Origin of the sequence: Amycolatopsis sp. TNS106 (assembly GCF_019330265.1) — a bacterium.
GTDB classification, from domain to species: domain Bacteria; phylum Actinomycetota; class Actinomycetes; order Mycobacteriales; family Pseudonocardiaceae; genus Amycolatopsis; species Amycolatopsis lurida.
Genome location: NZ_CP024972.1, coordinates 375,897 through 394,134, shown reverse-complemented (window position 1 = coordinate 394,134; position 18,238 = coordinate 375,897). Strand labels below are relative to the sequence as shown.

The window sequence follows — 18,238 nt, the reverse complement described above, 5'->3', positions numbered from 1 at the left end:
GGCAGCGGAAGCCTGCCGGTTGAATGGGCCGCGGTGGACACGAACGAGAAGCGGTCGGTGTTCGGCGAGCTCCTGCTCGAACACCGGCGGGCCGCGGGGTGGACACAGGGGCGCCTCGCCGAGGCTTCCGGGATCAGTGTCCGTGCCCTGCGCGAGCTGGAGCGTGGCCGCGCGCGAGCCGCCCAGCAACGCTCCGCCGAGGTGCTGGCCGACGCGCTCGGCCTGACCGGCGGCGACCGTGAGTTCTTCCTGACCGTCGCCAAACAGGGACGCCGCCGGAATCCGGCGCTGGCCGCCCAGGTCGCGGCGACCTGCGCGCTGCCCGCGCCCACCGCGGATCTGTCCGGCCGCGAAAGCGAGCTGGAGCAGCTGTCCGCGAAAGTCGCCGAAGGTGATGGCGTGGTCGCGATCGTCGGGCAGGCCGGGGTCGGGAAGACCGCGCTCGCGGCGACCGCCGCGAATCTGTGGCGCGCGGAGTTCCCGGACGGGGGTTACGCGGTGGACCTGCGCGGGATGGACGAACGACCGCTCAGCGCCGGGACCGCGCTCGACCGGCTGTTGCGCGCGCTGGACGTCGCGCCGGGGCAGGTGCCCGCCTCCGAAGCCGAACGATCGTCGTTGCTGCGGATGCTGCTCGAAGGCCGGAAGGTGTTGCTGCTGCTCGACAACGCGGCCGACGAAGCACAGATCCGGCCGTTGCTGGTCACCGGACCCGGTTCCCTCACGCTGGTCACCTGCCGCCGGACGCTCGCCGGGCTCGAAGGCGCCCGGTGGCTCGCCCTCGAAGCGCTTTCGGACGACGGCGCGATGGGCCTGCTCGCCAGGATCATCGGCGCCGACCGGGTCGACGCGGAGCCCGCCGCGGCCCGCGAACTGGCCGAGTTGTGCGGGTATCTGCCGCTCGCGCTCCGCATCGCGGGCAACCGGCTCGCCACGCGGCCGCAGTGGTCCCTGGCCCGGCTCGCCGACCGGTTGCGCGACGAAAGCACCCGGCTGCGCGCGCTCGCGGCGGGCGATCTGCGGCTGCGGTCGGCGTTCGACCTGTCCTACCACGCGGTCTCACCCGAGGCTCGGCGGCTGTTCCGGCTGCTGGCGACCGTGCCCGGCCCCGACTTCGGTCTCGAACTCGCGGCCGTCGTCTCCGGCGCCTCGCCCGCCGACGTCCGCGACCAGCTCGACGAACTCGTCGACGCCAGCCTCCTGCAGGCCACGGCGGAACCGGAACGGCACCAGTTCCACGACCTGATCCGCCTGTTCGCCGAGGAACGGTTCGAGGCGGAGGAAGACCCGGGCGCGCGGGACGCCGTGCTCATCCATCTGCTCGGCAAGGCGGCGGAGGCGGCCAGGCTGTTCTATCCCAAGGCCACGGAGACCGGCCGGTTCGGTTCCCGGGAAGAGAGCGCCCGCTGGCTGGACGTCGAAGGCGGGAACTGGGTCGCCGCGCACCGGGTGGCCGCGAGGAACGGCATGCACCGGGAGGCCAGGGACCTCGCCGTCGCGTTGCACTGGTACTCCGACGGGCGGAGCGCCCAGCGGCCGTGGTGGGAGATCTTCTCGCTGGGCGCGGCCGCGGCGAACGCGCTCGGCGATGCCGGGGCCGAGGCGAAGCTGCTCAACTTCGTCGGCTGGGCGGCCAGTGTCTGCCTCGGCGACGACGAGGGCGCTGTGGCGTCTCACCGCCGCGCGCTGGACATCGCCGCCGGGATCGGCGACCGCGTCGAGCAGACCTGGGCGTCCATCTACCTCGGCCAGGTGCTGCGGTTGACCGGAAAGGACGACGAAGCGTTCGAGTTCGCGAAGCGCGGGTACGAGCTGGCGGGCGAACTTCCCTTCTGGGACGGGCAAACCACGGCGCGGAACGTCTACGGGCGCGCGCTGCTCAACGCCGGACGGCATTCCGAAGCGCTCGCCGTGCACCGGGCCGTGCTCTCCGACGCCGAGCGGCTGGCCGGCGACACGTATCCGGGTTTCCATCGGCTGCTGAAGGCGCTGACCCTGCGCGCCATCGGCGACGTGCTCGGCGATCTCGCCGAATGGCGGGAGGCCGCGGGCCATTACCGCACCAGCCGGTGGCTCGCGTGGGAAGGCGGTTTCGACGCCCTGGAGGCGATCTGCGCTTTCCGGGAAGGGCGGGCCTGGCGGGAGGCCGGCGCCTTCGAGGAAGCCGGCGAGTGCCTCACCCTGGCCGTGGAACTCTGCGCCGGGCCGTCGTTCGGCGCGCTGCGCGAACAGGCTTCGGCCGAACTGGCACTCCTGCCCGCGGAGCGCCGACTAAGCTTCGGGCCGACAGAGCGGGAGGGCCGATGACGGACGCGGACGGGCAGAGCCCGCGGGAGCGCTATCGCGACCAGGTGCGCGCGGAGATCAAACAGCACGCGTGGGAGCAGATCGCCGCCGCCGGGGTGCCCGCCTTGTCGCTCAACGCGATCGCCAAACAGGTCGGGATGAGCGGTCCCGCCCTGTACCGGTACTTCGCCAGCCGCGACGATCTCATCACCGCGCTCATCCGCGACGCGTACCGGAGCCTCGCCGACACCGTCCGCGCGGCGTTCGACGACGGCGCCGATCTGGCCGGGCTCGCCGTCACCATCCGGGACTGGGCCCGGAGCGACCCGCAGCGCTACTTCCTCATCTACGGCACGCCAGTCCCCGGCTACCACGCGCCAGAGGACACCACCGCCATCTCGAGCGAGGTCATGGCCGTGCTGCTCGAAGCGTGCCGCCCGATCACCGTGGACAAGCCGGAAACCCCGTTCGACAAGCATCTGGACGGCCATCGCGACTGGGCGGGCGACGATCCGGCCCCGTCTTCGACGCTGCACCGCGCGCTCTCGTTCTGGACCCGCCTGCACGGCGTGCTCTCGCTCGAACTCGCCGGCCACTTCACCGGTATGAAGTTCGACCCCGACCTGTTGATCGCGGACGAACTGGACGACCTCACCGGCCGGTGACCCGATCACCTGCGCAGTGAACCTTTCCCGCCTGCCGGGCGTCTTGCCCTGTGACGTTGCCATCGACCGAGGTTGACATACAACGTTGCAAGGTTATAGCTTCTAAGTATCGCAATAGCTATTAACGCTGGCGCTTTCGGATGGGGACTTCGCCATGGTTCACGGGGAGAAGATCAGCAGGAGGACCGATCGCGTCAGAGTCGCCGTGTACGCCCCGGACCTGCTGGCCGGGCTCGGCACGACGAGCATCCTCGGCGCCGACGACCGGCTGGACGTGCTGCCCGACACCGGCCTCGGACCCGCCGAAGTCGTCGTGACGGTCGGGGATTCGATCGGCGACGGGGTTTTCACGTTCCTGCGCCAGGTCCGCGCCGCGTCGACCCTGGCCACGCCACCAAGATGCGTGATCGTCGCCGACCATTTCCCGGCCCAGGTGCTGATGACGGCGATCGAATGCGGGATGGCCGCGTTGCTGCCCCGGCGCGACCTCGACGGCGAGCACCTGGTGCGGACGATCCTCGCGGTCAGCCAGGGTGCGGGCGCGCTGCCGCCACGTTTGCAGGGCAGCCTGCTCTCCCAGCTCGAACGGATCCAGGAAGACCTGCTGGTACCCAACGGCCTCGCGTTGTCCGGCCTGTCCGACCGGGAACGGGAAGTCCTCCGCCTGCTGGCGGACGGCCATGGCACGGAAGAGATCGCGGTCAAACTCGCCTATTCGGAGAGCACGGTGAAGAACGTCCTCCACCGGGTGATGTCGCGGTACGGCCTGCACAACCGCACGCACGCCGTCGCCTTCGCGTTGCGCACCGGCTCGATCTGACGGGAGGGCTCCCTTTCCCGCTCACCGGAGCTGAACGCGGCCGAGCAACCGGTCGACCAACTCTGGAAGCGGCTGCTCTTCCGGACCTTCCAGCCACAGGATGTTCCCCGTCCGCAACGTGGCCAGGAAGGTCGCCGCGGTAAGCCTGGCCAGCTCCTGATCGAGCCCGTGCCCCCTGGCGAGCAGCACCGCGATCAGGTCGCGTTCGAGGGCGAACTGATCGCCCGCCTGCCGCGCGAGCAGCGACGGATGCCGCCGCAGCAGCCGTAACTGCGCCACCCACTCGCGGTCGGGGACGGGGTGCGCGCGGTACAGCTCCCGGCTCGCCGCCCGCAGCGCCTGCCAGGGCTTCTCGCCCGGCGGCCTGCTTTCGACCAGCGTCACCAGCAGCCCGGTGCGCTCACGGTCGGCGTGCAGGATCGCGTCCTCTTTGTTCGCGAAGTAGTTCGAGAACGTCCGGCGGGACACGCCCACCGCGTCGGCGATGTCCTCGACGGTCACGCCGTCCAGGCCGTGCTCCATCGCCAGCCGGAGCGCGGCCTCGTGCAGCGATTGCCGCGTCGCCGCCTTCTTGCGGGAGCGCAGCGTGTCGAGGGTGTCCACCAGGACAGCGTAGCGAGGGGAATAAAGTTCTCACTGTGCAAGTTTGCACAATGAGCAACATTGCCGCTCGAAAGGACGCCATGAAGACCGAGGGAACGACGGCGGAGGCACCGTCAGGGGCGATGGGGCACCGACAGGTGCTCGAATCGCTGTCCGGTCTGCTGCTCGCGCTGCTCGTGGCGATGATCAGCTCGACGGTCGTGTCGACCGCCCTGCCGTTGATCATCGGCTCGCTGAACGGCTCGCAGACGCAGTACACGTGGGTGGTCACGGCCACCCTGCTGGCGGCGACGGCCACCACGCCGATCTGGGGCAAGCTCGCCGATCTGTTCAACAAGAAGACGCTGGTCCAGATCGCCATCGTGATCTTCGTGATCGGGTCGGTGATCAGCGGATTCAGCCAGAGCACCGGGCAGCTGATCGCCGCCCGCGCGTTCCAGGGCATCGGTGTCGGCGGTCTCCAGGCGCTGGTCCAGGTCGTGATCGCGGCGATCATCCCGCCACGGGAACGCGGCCGCTACAACGGTTACCTCGGCGCGGTCATGGCGGTCGCCACCGTCGGCGGCCCGCTGCTCGGCGGACTGATCGTGGACGTGCCGTGGCTCGGCTGGCGCTGGTGCTTCTTCGTCGGCGTGCCGATCGCGGTGGCGGCGTTCATCGTGCTTCAGCGGACACTGAAGCTGGAGACCGTGCGCAGGGAAGGCGTCCAGGTGGACTACCTCGGCGCGGGCCTGATCGCGGCGGGCGTGAGTGTCCTGCTGATCTGGGTGTCGTTCGTCGGCAACAGCTTCGACTGGCTGTCCTGGCAGACGGCCGTGATGGTGGCGGGCGGCGTCGTGCTCCTCGCCTTCGCCGTGCTGGTGGAGCGGAAGGTCCGTGAACCGGTCGTCCCGTTGCACATCATCACCCGGCGCACCCCGGCGCTGGCGATCATCGCGAGCCTCGCGGTCGGGATGGCGATGTTCGGCGGCGCGGTGTTCCTCGGCCAGTACTTCCAGGTCGGCCGCGGCTACTCCCCCACCGAAGCCGGTCTGCTGACCATTCCGCTGATGGGCGGCGTGCTCGTCTCCTCGACCGTGTCCGGACGCCTGATCAGCCGCACCGGACGGATGAAGCCGTACATCGTGGCGGGCACGATCACCCTGGTGATCGGGTTCCTCGGGCTGGGCACCGTCGACCACGCCTCGCCGCTGTGGCTGGTCGGCGTCGCGATGGCGATCGTCGGCATCGGTGTCGGCATGACGATGCAGAACCTCGTCCTCGCCGTGCAGAACACCGTGCCGTTGCGGGATCTGGGCGCGGCCAGCGCCTCGGTCACGTTCTTCCGGTCACTCGGCGGCACCATCGGGGTCTCGGTGCTGGGCGCCGTGCTCGCGAACCGGGTCACCGCCGACCTGTCCACCGCGCTGCACGTGCCGGCGGGCCAGGCGTCGACGGGCAGCGTCAGCGCGCTCAACCTCAAGGCGCTGCCGCCGGAGGTCCAGACGATCGTGCACACCGTGTACGGCGACGCGACCGCGCACATCTTCCTGATCTCCGCGGCGGTGGGTGTCGTGGGCGTGATCGCGGCGCTGCTGCTCAAGCCGCTCACCCTGCGCACCACGCTCGACGTGGAAACGCCGTCGGAAGCCCCGGTCGCGCGATGAACGAGAACGCCACCGGAGCCTTCGAGTCCACTGTGGAGCGTTTCGGCCCGCCCCGGCACCACCCGGGGCGGGCCATCCTGGCCGGGGTCGACGGCTCCGACACGGCGATGCGGGCGGCCGCCTTCGCCTTCGGCATGGCACGACGCGAGGGCGGCAGGCTGATCGTCGCCTTCGTCTGCCGTCCGGCGCTCGGTCCCGCGGTCGCGGCGACGATGGAACACGACACGGCAGTGCAGCTCTACGCGGAGATCCGCGAGCAGATCCGCGAAGCCGCCGAAGAACTGGAAGTGCCGGTCAGCTTCCTGAAGACCTACGGCGATCCGTACACCGTGCTCCGCGAGACCGCCGACCGCGGCAAGGTCGACACCGTCGTGGTCGGCGCCTCACAGCAGGCCGGTCACCGGTTCGCGGGGTCGGTCGCGACCAAGCTCATCAGGACCGGGCACTGGCCGGTGCTGGTGGTTCCCTGACGACCGGCCGAGGAACGAGACCGCGCCCACCGCGGCGACGACGAGCGCGCACCCCGCCAGTTGCAGCGGGGTCGGCCACTGGCCGAGCAGGGCGGCACCGAACAGGATCGCGGCGGCGGGTTGCAGCATCAGCACGGCGGACCCGCCGCTCGCGGGCAGGGCGGACAGGGCCTTGCCGATCAGGAGCCAGCCGAGCACCTGCCCGGTCACGGCCAGCACGAACAGCCACAGCAACGCCGAAGCCGGCGGTGTGGCGTCGAGGTTTCCGGCGAACAGGCCCGAAAGGCCACCCACACTCGCCGACGCCGCGGTCGCCGTGGCGAGCATCGTCGTACGTCCACCGCCGTCGGTTCCGGCGCGGCGCAACAGGATCAGGTAACCGGCGTACGCGACTCCCGCCAGCACCGCCATCACGGTGCCGTACCAGGGATCGCTGCCCGCGGCACCGCCGTCCGCCAGCCCGCCGGCCAGCGCGGTCCCCGCCAGCATCACCGGGATGGACAGCCAGAACGATCGCGGCGGCCGCTCGCCGAACCACAGCAGGCCTGCCAGGGGCACGAGGACGACCTGGACGTTGACCAGCGCCGTGGCGACGCCCGCGCCGACCGAGAGGATCGCCTCGCTCCACAGCACCATGTCGACGCCGAGGAGGACGCCCGCCAGGACGTGCCGTCGCCGCGCGGCCGGGGTGGGACGGTGCCCCCGCTCCCGGGTACGCGCCAAGATCACGAGGATCGGCAAAGCGAACAGGCAGCGGAAGAACGTCGCCGTCGTCGAGCTGACCCCGGACAAGGCGACCAGCGGGGCGGACAGGGCGATCGCGAGGGCGCCGAGGACTCCTTGCGCCCTCGGATCGATGAAGAACCTGATGTGCCGCATGCCTTCGATTCGATCGCACGGCGGCGGACAGGACCAGCGAGATCCTCTTACCGCGAGGGTTAAGCTCGGCTAATGAGTGGCGATCTGTCCAATGTGGAACGGCTGCGGATGCTGCACGCCGTGTGGCGGCGGGGATCGCTCGCCGCGGCCGCCGAACTGCTGCACGTGACGCCGTCGGCGATCTCCCAGCAGCTGACCAAACTGGAGCGGGAAGCGGGCACCGGGCTCCTCGTCCGCCATGGGCGCGGCGTGCGGCTCACCCCGGCGGGGCTGCTGCTGGCGCAGCGCTCGGACCGGGTGCTCGCCGAACTCCGTGCCGCCCGCGCGGACCTGGACTCCCTCACCGGGGAGACGACCGGTGTGGTCGAGATCGGCGCCATCCCTTCCGGGGTGCACACGTTCATCGCGCCGGCGCTGACCGGCCTCGCCGTCCGCCACCCCGGCATCGAGGCCCGGCTGCACGAGGTCGAACCCGAAGTCGCCCTTCCCGCGCTGGCCGACGGGGTCTTCGACGTCGTGGTCGTCGAGAGCTGGGAGAACCTGCCGCTCACCCGGCCACCCGCGACCCGCTGGACCGAACTGCGCGACGACTCGGCGATGATCGTGCTCCCGGCCGGGCATCCGCTGGCCGGCGCGGATTCGGTGCGCGCCGGGGACCTCGCGGACGAGATCTGGGTCGCCTGGGCCCGGCCGACGCTGGCGAACGCCTGGATCCGCCAGACCCTGCGCGAACGCGGGATCGAACCGATCGTGCGGCATACGGTCAGCGGATTCGGCACCCAGTTCGCCGTCGTCGCCGGGCTCGGCGCCGTCACGCTGGTGCCCGGCATGGCCACCACGATCGCACCGCCGACCGTGGTGTGCGCCCCGCTCGAACCGGTACTGCATCGGCAGCTCTACGCCGTGCAGCCGCAGGGGGAAACGCGGCCCGCTGTCGCGGAATGCGTCACGGCACTGGTGGAGGCCGCGCGTACTTGGGGCTCGTGAGTGGTAAGGACGGTTAGAACCGTCCTTACCACTCACGAGGCGGGTCAGCGGCCGCAGAGGGCGTGGTCGATCACCGGGTCCAGCGGGTTGCCCGCGGGCGGTTCGGCACCGGGGTGGAACGGCGTGAGCGTGTTCAGCGAAACCATCACGCTGCGTTTGCCGTCTTCGGTCACGCCGTTGCCCGTCAGGTAGCCGGGCAGCGCGCCGCCGTGGCCCCAGTAGTCACCACAGGAAACGGTCGACTTCACCAGGCCGAGGCCGTACGCGCCGAGCCCCGGAGCGGGCACGGTCTTCTTCATCTCGGCCAGCATCGACGGCGGGAGCACCTTGCCGCCCAGCAGCGCCCGAAGGAACTTGTTGCCGTCCTCGGTGGTGCTGTTGATCGATCCGTCCGCTCCCCCGCCCATCGACGGGTTCATCAGTGTCACGTCCACCCGTCGCCCGAGCCGCGGCGGATTCGAGCCCTCGACGACGAACCGGTCGTACCCTCGCGCGTGCGGGGCCGGGATGAACGGCGACGTATGCGGCAGGGTGGTCTCGCGCAGGTTCAGCGGACGGACGATCCGGTCGATGATCTCCTGCCGCCAGTCCCGGCCGGTCACCTTCTCGGTGATCATCCCGGCGAGCACGTAGTTGGTGTTGGAGTAGCCCCAGCTCTTCCCTGGCTCGAACGCCGGCGGTTTGCCGACCGCCAGCTTCACCGCCTCGGACGCGCTGAGCCGGTCGAACCGGTGACGCAGAAAGCCCTTCTCGGTGAAGAGATCGAGTTCCGCCATGTAGTCGTGCAGCCCGCTGGTGTGCTGCAGCAGCTGCCGGACGGTGATGGCCCCGCCGTCGTTGCCGTTCCCGCTCACCACCCCCGGCAGCCACCGGTCCACCGTGTCCTCCAAGGAAAGGCGTCCCTCCCCGACGAGCTGGAGCATCGTCGCGGACAGGAACGTCTTGCTGAAACTCGCGATCCGGAAATGCCCGTCCCACGGCACCGGAGTCCGGGTCCGCAGATCGCCGTGGCCGCTGCGCACCTTGACGCTGCCCCTGGCCGTGGTGACCTCGACGAGCACGCCGGGCGAACCGTTCGCCACGAGCGTGTCGGCGTCGCGCTGCAGTGTCCGTTGCAGTTGTGGCGTCGCGGAGGCGACGGCCGGGGAGGCGAGCGTTGCCGCGCACACCGCGGCGATGACCACTGAAGTTCGTTTCATACCGCCAAAACTACGAAGCAACGGCGCATCGGGCATCGGCTTGAAGGACGATGCCGCCTCCCTCTCCGGTACTACTGGGAAAGAGGTCGAAGGTGTCGCGTCCGCGCGGACCTGCCACCGTTGCAGGGTCGGCTCAGGGTTTCACGTCCATCCGGAGGAATTCGGTGATACGGAGGAGTTTCGGCGGACGGGTCACGCCATCGGGGAATTCGTCCGCCCCCACGAGCCGCGGGCCTGAGAGGTCCACTTCCCGTCCGTAGATCCGAAGCCGCGCTTTCCCCGCGGTCATGATGTTGCGCACCCCGTCCGCCTCCGGGCCGTAAACCGGGACGAACAGGTAGCCGCCGTCGACGGGATGCGCGTCGAGCGGCGTGTGGCGGGTCTTTCCCGAGGTGCGGCCGACGTGGATCAGCACCGGGTACTTCCCGCCGGCGATCGCACGGGGGTTGAACACCCGCTTGTTGACGTGGCCCCACCATCTCGGCATCGGCATCGGACTCTCCTCTCGATGGCCTTACATGCGTAAGGCTGACTTACGCATGTAAGGTTGTCAATGTGCCGCCTCGCCGATCACTCACCAGGGACCGCGTACTGAAGGCCGCGATCGAAGTCGCCGATCGCGGTGGCGTGGAAGCGATGACGATGCGCCGGGTCGCGCAGCACCTGGGCGTGGAGGCCATGTCGCTGTACCACCACGTGCCGAACAAGGACGCGATCCTCGACGGCGTCGTCGACGCGGTGTTCGCGGCGATCGAGCTGCCCGGCACCGAAACCGGCGATTGGCGTGACGCCGTCCGCGCGCGTGCTTCGTCCGCACGCGAGGTCCTGTCGCGGCACAACTGGGCGCTGGGCCTCATGGACTCCCGCCGGAATCCAGGGCCGGCGACGCTACGCCACCATGATGCCGTCCTCGGCGTCCTTCGACGGGCGGGATTCACGCTCCCGATGGCGGTGCACGCCGTCTCGCTCATCGACAGCTACATCGGCGGATTCGTGTTGCAGGAGTCGAACCTCCCGCCGAGTGAAGACGTCCCGGGGGTCGCGGACGACATCCTCGACGGCCTGCCGCGGGACGAATTCCCTTATCTGGCCGAGGTGATCACCGAACACGCCCAGCGGCCGGGCTACGACCACACGAAGGAATTCGACTACGGCCTCGACCTCATCCTGGAAGGGCTCGAAGCCCGCAGGAAGTGACTCAGAGGGTCACCCCCGGCATCACGAGGGCCAGGCGTGCCACCGGCGGCAGTGGCGCCCGCGCCGGCCCGGCCCGGAAGACCTGGATCACGAGCGCGGCGAACCGCCGGGACGCCGCCACCTGCGCGGCCGCCGAAGCGGCCTGGATCCCGTTGTTGGCCATAAGCATGAGGATCAGGTCGTCGAGGACGAAATCGGGGCACAGTTTCCCGGTGTCCTTGGCCCGGCCCGCCAGCTCGGCGATCGCCTTGAGCGCGTAGTCACGATCCGCGGTGAAGTCCACCGCCCTGGGAAAGGCCGAGACGAAGGCCGCCGTGAATCCGCGATCGCGCGAATGCAGCTCACAGATCTTTTCGATCACGGAACAGAAGCCGCGCCACGGATCCGGATCGGCGAGCCCCTCGTCGACGACGGCGTGACAGGTATGCATCTGCTCGGCGAACGCCTCCGTCGCCAGGATCTCCTTGGTCGGGAAGTGGCGGTACAGCGTGGCTGGGCCGACTTCGGCACGGCGCGCGACTTCCCGCAGCGGCACGTTCAGCCCCTCGGTGGCGAACAGCACGCGTGCCGCTTCGAGGATGCGTTCGCGATTGTCCACGGCGTCGGAGCGCGGGATCCGAGACAAATGATCGGTCACCGCTCTCACTTTAGCCAAAACGGACGGGGGCGTCCGTTAACGTCCGCCGGACCAGTGATCGACGACCAGGAGACGAAAATGCGCGCAGTCGAGATCCGGACGTTCGGCGCCCCCGAGGGCCTCGCCGTGATCGACGTCCCCTCCCCCGTTCCCGCCGGGGGAGAAATGCTGATCGACGTGGAAGCGATCGGTGTCGGCGGCGTCGACACCGTGATCCGCAGCGGCGCACTCGCCGGATTCGGCTTCCGCGAAGGATTCATCCCCGGCAACGAGGTGGCCGGTACCGTCACTGCGGTCGGCGGCGGCGTCGATCCGGCTTGGGCGGGGCGGCGCGTCTGGGCGGTCACCGGCGAGGGCGGCGGCTACGTGGAACAGGCGGCCGTCGCGGCGGAGAAAATCGTTCCCCTTCCCGAAAACCTGCCCGCCACCGACGCGGTGGCCGTCGGGACTTCCGGCATGGTGGCGCACTTCGCTCTCGCCCACGCCCCTTTCCGGGCGGGCGAATCCGTCCTGGTGCGCGGCGCGGCGGGCAGCATCGGGATCATGGCGGTGCAGCTCGCGGCGCGCGGTGGCGCGGGCGCCGTGGCGGTCACGACGTCCTCGGCCGAACGCGGCGACCGCCTGCGCGAGCTGGGGGCGACCCACGTCCTCGACCGCTCCGGGGAGGGGGACGGGCCGGCGGGCCACGACGTCATCATCGACATCGTGTCCGGTGTGGACATGCCGTCCTTCTTCGACCGGTTGAAGCCGAACGGCCGCATGGTCGCCGTCGGCGTGGTCGCGGGCATGCCCCCGGCGGACTTCGGCGCGAAGCTGATGGCGGCCTTCCGGAAGTCCCTGTCGTTCGCGGCCTTCAGCGCGGACTCGATCCCCGAGCCGGATCGGCGCGCGGTGAGCGCGGACCACTTCGGCGCGGCGGCGCGCGGTGAACTGCGCCCGGTGGTACACGAACTGCTGCCGCTGGAGAAAGCCGTTCTGGCGCACCGGAAGATGGACGACGGCGAAGTGTTCGGCAGGATCGTGCTCACCCCGTAGACCGGTCCATTGTGGAGTGCGGCGTCACCCGGTCAGTGTAAGTTTCCCCATCGCGTGCGCCGTCGCACTAGGCTGCCCACTCGTGCCCGATCCGATACCCGAGGGACCCGGCTTCACGGCGGTCGGCCTGCGGCCGCTCTCCGGAGACGAGGGCACCGGTGCCTACTGCGTGAACGACGCCGGGGTGATCGTGGGGGAGTCGGGGTCGCGGCCGGTGCGCTGGGACCGCGATGGGCATCCCACGCCGTTGCCGATCCTCGACGGCTTTTCCGGCGGACGCGCGGTCAGCGTCAACGCCGAGGGGGTCATCGCGGGTTCGCTCCTCGCCGGAGAGCATCTCCGGCCCGTGTGCTGGCGGTCCGACGGCCGGGTACGCGCGCTCGAACTCCCCGACGGGGCGATCTCCGGCACGGCGTGCCGGGTGAACGCCCGCGGGTCGGTGCTGGGGAACGCGATGTGGCCGGGCTACCGCTGGCGGGCGCTGCGCTGGGAACCCGGCGGCGAGACCGTCGAACTCGCCACCCTGCCGGGGGACGGCGAGACCCAGGGGCAGGACCTGAACGGGCTGGACGAGGTCGTCGGATCGGCCAGGACGGGCACGGGGGTCCGCACTGCCGTGCGCTGGACGTCCTCGGGGAGGATCAGCACACTGCCCCCGCCCCGTCGCGCGACGGCGTGCGGGATCACCGACTCCGGCGCCATTCTCGGGGACGGGGTCGTGTGGAACCGCGACGGAGGCACCGCCCTGCTGACCGGGGAACCGGAGTTCTCCGCGGGGCAGGTCGTCCGGATCACCGGAGGAGGTTTCGCGATCGGCTGGGGCATGACCGCGGACCGGCACGGTATCGGCGCGCGCTGGGATCGCGACGGACGGCCCACCGTGCTCCGGCCCCTGCCTTCGGATGTCGCCAGCACGTGTTACGACATCGACGAAGCCGGGACCGTCGTCGGCGAGTCCGTGAGTCCGGGCACGGTGCGGCCGGTGCGCTGGGACGCGGACGCGACACCCGTCCCGCTCCCGTCGCCTCCCGGTATCACGGCGACCGTGGCCCAGCACATCAACGCGATCGGCACCGTCATCATCGGCTCCGGCTTCGCGGCGGACAGCTCCGCTTACCACGGGATCGCCTGGCACCGTTCGTGAAGCCGCCCGGTCAAGCCGTCGCGAGGTCGATCGCCCGTCGCATCGCCTCGTCGAGCGGAGTCCCGAGACGGAGGGCCGTTCGCCCGGCGGCGAAAACCGCCCCGGTGACGGCTCCGACCAGCACCGCGGCGTCGACCTCGTCGATCTCGCAGGCTCGGCACAGCGCGGCCGAAAGCCGCTCCTGAGCGTCGAAGGCACGCTGCAGCATCGTCGCGCGCACCGACGGCACCGACGTGATCAGGTGCAGCCGGATCCGCTCGGGCTCGGCACCCGGATCGCGGAGCCCCGCTCCGGCTTCGGCGAGCATCCCGAGCAGCGCGCGCCGGAGAAGCCCGGCCGGTGTCTCGCCCTCCTCGCGCGCGGCGAGCACGTCCAGCCCCGCGCGCAGGATCTGCTCACCGTCGCCAGTGAGGAGAAGGTCTTCCTTCGTGGCGAAGTGGTTGAAAAAGGTCGCGGTGGACACCTCGGCGGCCGCGGCGATCTCCGCGGTGGTCGTCCGGTCGTAGCCCTGCCGTTCGAAGAGCCGGTAGGCCGTCTCGATCAACACCTTCCGGGTGCGCCATTTCTTCCGTTCCCGCAAACCCGCCGGTTCGGTCATGCCCTCAGCATACTGGATCGACGTCAAAATTAGAGTTACTCTAATTTTAGAGTCCATCCACCCAAGGAGATCCGCATGACCCTCGACGCGTTCCTCGACCGGCTGGAGTACCGCGAGCCCATCCGGCCGGATCTGGCCACGCTCCGGAACCTGCACCGGACGTGGCGGCTACGAGTCCCCTACGAGAATCTCGACCTCCAGCTCGGCAGGACGCTCCTGCTCGACCCGGAAGCGTTGACCGACAAGTTCACGCGCCGTCGCCGGGGCGGGCTCTGCTACGAGATGAACGGCGCGCTCGCCCTGCTGCTGAGGGCGGCCGGATTCGACGTGACAGTCGTGGAAGCCGCCGTCCTGCGCTCGACCCGCGGCGAGGGCCAATGGGGCAACCACATCGCCCTCCTGGTCCATGTCGACGGAGAGACCTGGCTCGCCGACACCGGCATCGGTGACGCGTTCCTCGAGCCGCTTCCGGTGCGGGACGGCACGTATCGGCAAGGAGAACTGCCGTTCCGGATCGAACGCCTCGACGGTGAGACCTGGCGGATGCATCACCATCCCGGCGGCACGGTCGAATCCTGCGACTTCCGCACCGCGCCCCGCGAGGCCACCGAATTCGCCGAACGGGACGAGATCAGGTCGCCGGACTCCCCGTTCGCCAGGGTGCTCGTGGCGCAACATCACCGTGACGGCCGTGAGCTGGCTCTTCGCGCACGCACGCTCAAACGCGGCGACGGCGAGCGCCACACCTTGTCCTCTCTCGACGAGTTCGCGGAGACGCTGCGAGAGTTCCGTATCCCGGTGGAGGACTTCGGCGCCGACGAACTGGCGGCCCTCTGGGCCAAGACCGAAGATCAGCACGAAGCCTGGCTGTCCGTCCAGGCGAGGTCGATCGACAGGGGTTGAACCCGCCTCTCCGGGGTATGCCCTGACCATGGAAGTCGACGCCGTGGTGATCGGATCGGGACCGAACGGCCTGGTCGCGGCCAATCTCCTGGCCGACGCCGGCTGGGAGACACTGGTCGTCGAGGCCACTGCCCATCCCGGCGGTGCGGTACGGACCGAGGAACTCACCGCTCCGGGCTTCCGCAACGACGTCTACAGCGCTTTCTACCCGCTCGGTGCGGCGTCGCCGGTGCTGGCCGGGCTGGGTCTCGAGGACCACGGCCTGCGGTGGCGGCACGCCCCGGCGGTGCTGGCGCATGTGCTGCCCGACGACCGGTACGTCCTGCAGTCCCGCGACCTCGACCGCACGGCCCGTTCCGTGGCGGAGTTCGATGAACGGGACGCGGACAAGCTGCGGGAGGAATACGCGAACTGGCGACGTCTGCGCGAACCGCTGCTCGACGCGATCGTGCGTCCGTTCCCGCCGGTGCGCCCGGGGGCGCGGCTGGTCAAGACACTCGGCACGGCGGAGTCGCTCCGGCTGGCGAGGATGCTGACCTTGACCGCCCGCGGCCTCGGCAAGGAGAAGTTCGGCGGCGAGGGCGCCCGGCTGCTGCTCGCGGGCAACGCCATGCACACCGACCTCGGCCCGGACCAGGCCGGGAGCGGCGTCTTCGGCTGGCTGCTGACCATGCTCGGCCAGGACGTCGGATTCCCGGTGCCGGAAGGCGGGGCGGGCCGTCTGACCGACGCGCTGGTGAACCGCCTGTCCGCCAAGGGCGGGGAGGTCGTCTGCGGCACGCCGGTCACCGAAGTGACGCTCTCGGGCGGCCGGGCGATAGGCGTCCGGGACGCGGATGGACGACGGGTGCGTGCCCGCCGGGCAGTGCTCGCCGACGTCCCCGCCCCGGTGCTCTACCGGGATCTGGTCGGCGCCGGGCACCTTCCCGCGCGGCTGGTGTCCGATCTGGACCGGTTCGTCTGGGACGACGCCACGATCAAGGTGGACTGGGCGCTGTCCGCGCCCATCCCGTGGACCGCCGCCGAAGTCGGCGAGGCTGGGACCGTCCACATCGGAGCGGACCTCGACGGCCTCGCCGGGATCGCCAACGACCTCGCCTGCGGACGGGTGCCCGACGAGCCGTTCCTGCTGCTCGGGCAGATGACCACCGCCGACCCGAGCCGCTCCCCCGCCGGGACCGAGTCGGCCTGGGCCTACACGCATGTGCCGAGGGGCGAGCCGTGGAGCGCCTCCCGGTTGCGCCGCCACGCGGACCGGATGGAAGAGGTCATCGAGAAGCACGCACCCGGTTTCCGCGGCCTGATCGCGGGTCGTGCGGTCGCCGGGCCCGCCGAACTGGAGGAAGGGAACCACAGTCTCGTGGAAGGTTCGATCAACGCCGGGACCGCGGCCATCCAGCAACAACTCTTCTTCCGGCCCGTTCCCGGTCTCGGCCGGGCCGACACCCCGATCGACCGGCTCTTCCTGGCATCGGCGTCGGCGCATCCCGGTGGCGCGGTGCACGGCGCGCCCGGGTCGAACGCCGCCAGGGCGGCCCTCGCCCGCGACGGCTGGGCCGGTTCCTTCTACCGCGCGACGATGCGTGCCGCGCACCGCGCCGTCTACCGATGAAGATCGTCGTCACCGGCGCGAGCGGCAACGTCGGCACCGCCTTGCTCCGGGCACTGGCCGGAGCCGGGCACGACGTGGTCGGAGTGGCGCGCCGCCGCCCCGACACGACGGCCGCGCCCTACTCGACGGCTCGCTGGGTCCAGCAGGACATCGGCGCGAACGACGCCTGGCCGCGGCTGACCGAGATCTTCGACGGCGCGGGCGCCGTGGTGCATCTGGCCTGGGCGATCCATCCGCGCGCGGACGATCCGGCGATGCTCCGGACCAACATGGCGGGCAGCGCGAACGTCCTGCGCGCGGCCGTCGACGCCGGGGTGCACCACATCGTGTGCGCGTCGTCGGTCGCCGCGTACACCCCGGCCGGCCGCTGGGACGAGGTGGATGAGGAGTGGCCGTGCGGCGGGCTCGCCGAAAGCGCCTACAGCGCGGGAAAAGCGGCCTTCGAGTCCCGATTGGACGAATTCTGCCGTGACCACCCGGAGATCGGAGTGGCGCGGATCCGTCCGTGCGGGGTCGTGCAACCGGACGCCGCGGCCGAGTTCTCCGGGTGGCTCCTCAGCCCCCTGGCGCCGCCTTTACCGCTCGGCGACAAATGGCTCCCGGTGCCGTTGTGGCCGGGGCTGCGGATGCAGGTGGTGCACTCCGATGATGTGGCGCAGGCGATCCGAGCGATCCTCGACCGCCGTGCGACCGGCGCGTTCAACCTCGCGGGCGAGCCCGTGCTCGGCAGCCGCGACCTCGCCGCGCTGGCGGGCGGGTTCCGGATTCCCGTGCCGCTGAGGCTGCTGACCGGGCTGGCCTGGCCGAGCTGGCGGCTCGGCCTCCAGCCACTGCATCCGTCCTGGCTGCGGCTCGCCGACCGGGCGTCCCTTGTGGACACCCGGCGCGCACGGGAGGAACTCGGCTGGGTGCCCCGGCACGACGCGGCGACCACGATCAGGGAGCTCCTCGCCGCCATCCGTGCCGGGCGACGGGGTGACAGCGGCCCCCTCGACCCGCCTCGCGACCGGATCCGGCTCGGACGGCCGAGCCACCAGGATCAGTCCGCCGGTTGAGCGGCTTCGCGGCCCTTGGCGAGATCCGCGAGACGTCGCAGGGATTCCCGGTTCCGCGGCACCAGGAAGAGCGCCTGGGCGGCTTCCGGGAGCAGACGGCCCGGCCCGCGGGTCGCGTGCTCGGACATCAGGATCTCCGTGGTCGCCGTCGCGGTTTCCCGCAGTTCCAAGCGGATCCGCGCGGTGCCGAACGGCCAGGCCCGCGCCTCGAGTTCGAGGAGCCTCGGCGGGTCGGCGACGTGCACCTTGGTGACGTCGTCGAGCAGAAGAGGCCAGGAGCCGACGCAGTGGTGGATCCGCGTCCCCCGTGCGGGCCAGCCCTGGTCGACGTCACGGATGTGGGAGGCTCCCACGACCCAGGCCGCGTAGGTCCAGCCATCGGCGAGCACCTCGAACACGCGCTCGGGAGAAGTGTCTACCGTCATCTTCACGTCGACCATGAACCCACGCCCTCCGGCTCGCCTGACCCGAGCCGGATACCCCGCGGCGGCAAGGGCAAACC

Annotated in this window: 19 protein-coding genes; 12 read left to right on the top strand and 7 right to left on the bottom strand. The window is 70.6% G+C overall.

All coding sequences use genetic code 11. From position 1 onward, the window contains the following. Positions 1-33: 33 nt before the first annotated feature. The 3 genes from CVV72_RS01935 to CVV72_RS01925 all read left to right on the top strand — a co-directional run bounded on the left by CVV72_RS01935 (position 34) and on the right by CVV72_RS01925 (position 3,771). Positions 34-2,307 (top strand): NB-ARC domain-containing protein, encoded by a 2,274-nt coding sequence (locus tag CVV72_RS01935; RefSeq protein WP_219150758.1) that lies wholly within the window; start codon positions 34-36, stop codon positions 2,305-2,307. Beyond that, entirely contained in the window at positions 2,304-2,951 is a 648-nt protein-coding gene (locus tag CVV72_RS01930) for a TetR/AcrR family transcriptional regulator (protein ID WP_219150757.1), read from the top strand. Before CVV72_RS01935 ends, CVV72_RS01930 begins: the two co-directional genes overlap by 4 nt. Before the next feature lie 154 nt (positions 2,952-3,105). Further along, complete coding sequence (locus CVV72_RS01925) at positions 3,106-3,771, top strand: response regulator transcription factor (RefSeq protein ID WP_219150756.1); 666 nt, start codon at positions 3,106-3,108, stop codon at positions 3,769-3,771. Positions 3,772-3,792: 21 nt separating this feature from the next. Here CVV72_RS01925 and CVV72_RS01920 read toward each other — a convergent pair whose 3' ends face one another. Then, a complete protein-coding gene (locus tag CVV72_RS01920; RefSeq protein WP_219150755.1) occupies positions 3,793-4,374 on the bottom strand; it encodes a TetR/AcrR family transcriptional regulator in 582 nt (193 codons plus the stop codon). A gap of 80 nt (positions 4,375-4,454) precedes the next feature. Here CVV72_RS01920 and CVV72_RS01915 point away from each other — a divergent pair, with 80 nt between their 5' ends. Together CVV72_RS01915 and CVV72_RS01910 are read left to right on the top strand one after the other, a co-directional pair. Further along, on the top strand, positions 4,455-6,020 hold the full coding sequence (locus CVV72_RS01915; protein WP_219150754.1) for an MDR family MFS transporter: 1,566 nt from the start codon (positions 4,455-4,457) through the stop codon (positions 6,018-6,020). Continuing rightward, positions 6,017-6,490 carry a universal stress protein gene (locus tag CVV72_RS01910; RefSeq protein WP_219150753.1) on the top strand — a complete coding sequence of 158 codons (474 nt, stop codon included), beginning with the start codon at positions 6,017-6,019 and terminating at the stop codon, positions 6,488-6,490. Before CVV72_RS01915 ends, CVV72_RS01910 begins: the two co-directional genes overlap by 4 nt. Here the strand turns inward: CVV72_RS01910 and CVV72_RS01905 are convergent. Further along, the gene (locus CVV72_RS01905; protein ID WP_219150752.1) at positions 6,404-7,369 is read right to left on the bottom strand and encodes a DMT family transporter; all 966 of its coding nucleotides are present in this window, start codon (positions 7,367-7,369) and stop codon (positions 6,404-6,406) included. The two genes, CVV72_RS01910 and CVV72_RS01905, sit on opposite strands and share 87 nt — an antisense overlap. Before the next feature lie 72 nt (positions 7,370-7,441). Between CVV72_RS01905 and CVV72_RS01900 the strand changes: the two genes are divergently transcribed. Continuing rightward, positions 7,442-8,356, top strand: a complete 915-nt coding sequence (locus CVV72_RS01900; protein WP_219150751.1) for a LysR family transcriptional regulator — start codon at positions 7,442-7,444, stop codon at positions 8,354-8,356. A 44-nt stretch (positions 8,357-8,400) separates the two neighbouring features. Here CVV72_RS01900 and CVV72_RS01895 read toward each other — a convergent pair whose 3' ends face one another. Both CVV72_RS01895 and CVV72_RS01890 read right to left on the bottom strand, forming a co-directional pair. Further along, complete coding sequence (locus CVV72_RS01895; RefSeq protein WP_255632460.1) at positions 8,401-9,555, bottom strand: serine hydrolase; 1,155 nt, start codon at positions 9,553-9,555, stop codon at positions 8,401-8,403. A gap of 133 nt (positions 9,556-9,688) precedes the next feature. Further along, positions 9,689-10,048, bottom strand: coding sequence for a nitroreductase family deazaflavin-dependent oxidoreductase (locus tag CVV72_RS01890; RefSeq protein WP_219150750.1), 360 nt, complete (start codon positions 10,046-10,048; stop codon positions 9,689-9,691). 62 nt (positions 10,049-10,110) lie between these two features. Between CVV72_RS01890 and CVV72_RS01885 the strand changes: the two genes are divergently transcribed. Next, a complete protein-coding gene (locus CVV72_RS01885; RefSeq protein WP_219150749.1) occupies positions 10,111-10,752 on the top strand; it encodes a TetR/AcrR family transcriptional regulator in 642 nt (213 codons plus the stop codon). A gap of 1 nt (position 10,753) precedes the next feature. Here CVV72_RS01885 and CVV72_RS01880 read toward each other — a convergent pair whose 3' ends face one another. After that, the gene (locus tag CVV72_RS01880) at positions 10,754-11,389 is read right to left on the bottom strand and encodes a TetR/AcrR family transcriptional regulator (protein WP_219150748.1); all 636 of its coding nucleotides are present in this window, start codon (positions 11,387-11,389) and stop codon (positions 10,754-10,756) included. Positions 11,390-11,467: 78 nt separating this feature from the next. On the opposite strand from CVV72_RS01880, the gene CVV72_RS01875 reads away from it, so the two are divergent. Beyond that, positions 11,468-12,424, top strand: a complete 957-nt coding sequence (locus CVV72_RS01875; protein ID WP_219150747.1) for a zinc-binding dehydrogenase — start codon at positions 11,468-11,470, stop codon at positions 12,422-12,424. Between the two features lie 82 nt (positions 12,425-12,506). Beyond that, the gene (locus CVV72_RS01870; protein WP_219150746.1) at positions 12,507-13,568 is read left to right on the top strand and encodes a hypothetical protein; all 1,062 of its coding nucleotides are present in this window, start codon (positions 12,507-12,509) and stop codon (positions 13,566-13,568) included. A 10-nt stretch (positions 13,569-13,578) separates the two neighbouring features. On the opposite strand, the gene CVV72_RS01865 is transcribed toward CVV72_RS01870, so the two are convergent. After that, positions 13,579-14,166 (bottom strand): TetR/AcrR family transcriptional regulator, encoded by a 588-nt coding sequence (locus CVV72_RS01865; protein ID WP_219150745.1) that lies wholly within the window; start codon positions 14,164-14,166, stop codon positions 13,579-13,581. A gap of 75 nt (positions 14,167-14,241) precedes the next feature. Here CVV72_RS01865 and CVV72_RS01860 point away from each other — a divergent pair, with 75 nt between their 5' ends. Genes CVV72_RS01860 through CVV72_RS01850 form a run of 3 tightly spaced genes read left to right on the top strand, consistent with a single transcriptional unit; the run spans position 14,242 to position 17,736 of the window. Beyond that, positions 14,242-15,069, top strand: a complete 828-nt coding sequence (locus CVV72_RS01860) for an arylamine N-acetyltransferase (protein ID WP_219150744.1) — start codon at positions 14,242-14,244, stop codon at positions 15,067-15,069. A gap of 28 nt (positions 15,070-15,097) precedes the next feature. Continuing rightward, on the top strand, positions 15,098-16,681 hold the full coding sequence (locus CVV72_RS01855) for an NAD(P)/FAD-dependent oxidoreductase (protein ID WP_219150743.1): 1,584 nt from the start codon (positions 15,098-15,100) through the stop codon (positions 16,679-16,681). Then, complete coding sequence (locus tag CVV72_RS01850) at positions 16,678-17,736, top strand: NAD-dependent epimerase/dehydratase family protein (RefSeq protein ID WP_219150742.1); 1,059 nt, start codon at positions 16,678-16,680, stop codon at positions 17,734-17,736. The genes CVV72_RS01855 and CVV72_RS01850 overlap by 4 nt, the downstream gene beginning before the upstream one ends. Here the strand turns inward: CVV72_RS01850 and CVV72_RS01845 are convergent. After that, positions 17,721-18,176 (bottom strand): SRPBCC family protein, encoded by a 456-nt coding sequence (locus CVV72_RS01845; protein ID WP_219150741.1) that lies wholly within the window; start codon positions 18,174-18,176, stop codon positions 17,721-17,723. The genes CVV72_RS01850 and CVV72_RS01845 overlap by 16 nt on opposite strands. Positions 18,177-18,238 lie beyond the last annotated feature (62 nt).

Bases quoted from the DNA above. Each gene is read 5' to 3' on its own strand.
- CVV72_RS01930 (WP_219150757.1), top strand. From the start codon at position 2,304: ATGACGGACGCGGACGGGCAGAGCCCGCGGGAGCGCTATCGCGACCAG.
- CVV72_RS01925 (WP_219150756.1), top strand. From the start codon at position 3,106: ATGGTTCACGGGGAGAAGATCAGCAGGAGGACCGATCGCGTCAGAGTC.
- CVV72_RS01915 (WP_219150754.1), top strand. From the start codon at position 4,455: ATGAAGACCGAGGGAACGACGGCGGAGGCACCGTCAGGGGCGATGGGG.
- CVV72_RS01910 (WP_219150753.1), top strand. From the start codon at position 6,017: ATGAACGAGAACGCCACCGGAGCCTTCGAGTCCACTGTGGAGCGTTTC.
- CVV72_RS01905 (WP_219150752.1), bottom strand. From the start codon at position 7,369: ATGCGGCACATCAGGTTCTTCATCGATCCGAGGGCGCAAGGAGTCCTC.
- CVV72_RS01900 (WP_219150751.1), top strand. From the start codon at position 7,442: ATGAGTGGCGATCTGTCCAATGTGGAACGGCTGCGGATGCTGCACGCC.
- CVV72_RS01895 (WP_255632460.1), bottom strand. From the start codon at position 9,555: ATGAAACGAACTTCAGTGGTCATCGCCGCGGTGTGCGCGGCAACGCTC.
- CVV72_RS01890 (WP_219150750.1), bottom strand. From the start codon at position 10,048: ATGCCGATGCCGAGATGGTGGGGCCACGTCAACAAGCGGGTGTTCAAC.
- CVV72_RS01875 (WP_219150747.1), top strand. From the start codon at position 11,468: ATGCGCGCAGTCGAGATCCGGACGTTCGGCGCCCCCGAGGGCCTCGCC.
- CVV72_RS01865 (WP_219150745.1), bottom strand. From the start codon at position 14,166: ATGACCGAACCGGCGGGTTTGCGGGAACGGAAGAAATGGCGCACCCGG.
- CVV72_RS01860 (WP_219150744.1), top strand. From the start codon at position 14,242: ATGACCCTCGACGCGTTCCTCGACCGGCTGGAGTACCGCGAGCCCATC.
- CVV72_RS01855 (WP_219150743.1), top strand. From the start codon at position 15,098: ATGGAAGTCGACGCCGTGGTGATCGGATCGGGACCGAACGGCCTGGTC.
- CVV72_RS01850 (WP_219150742.1), top strand. From the start codon at position 16,678: ATGAAGATCGTCGTCACCGGCGCGAGCGGCAACGTCGGCACCGCCTTG.
- CVV72_RS01845 (WP_219150741.1), bottom strand. From the start codon at position 18,176: ATGGTCGACGTGAAGATGACGGTAGACACTTCTCCCGAGCGCGTGTTC.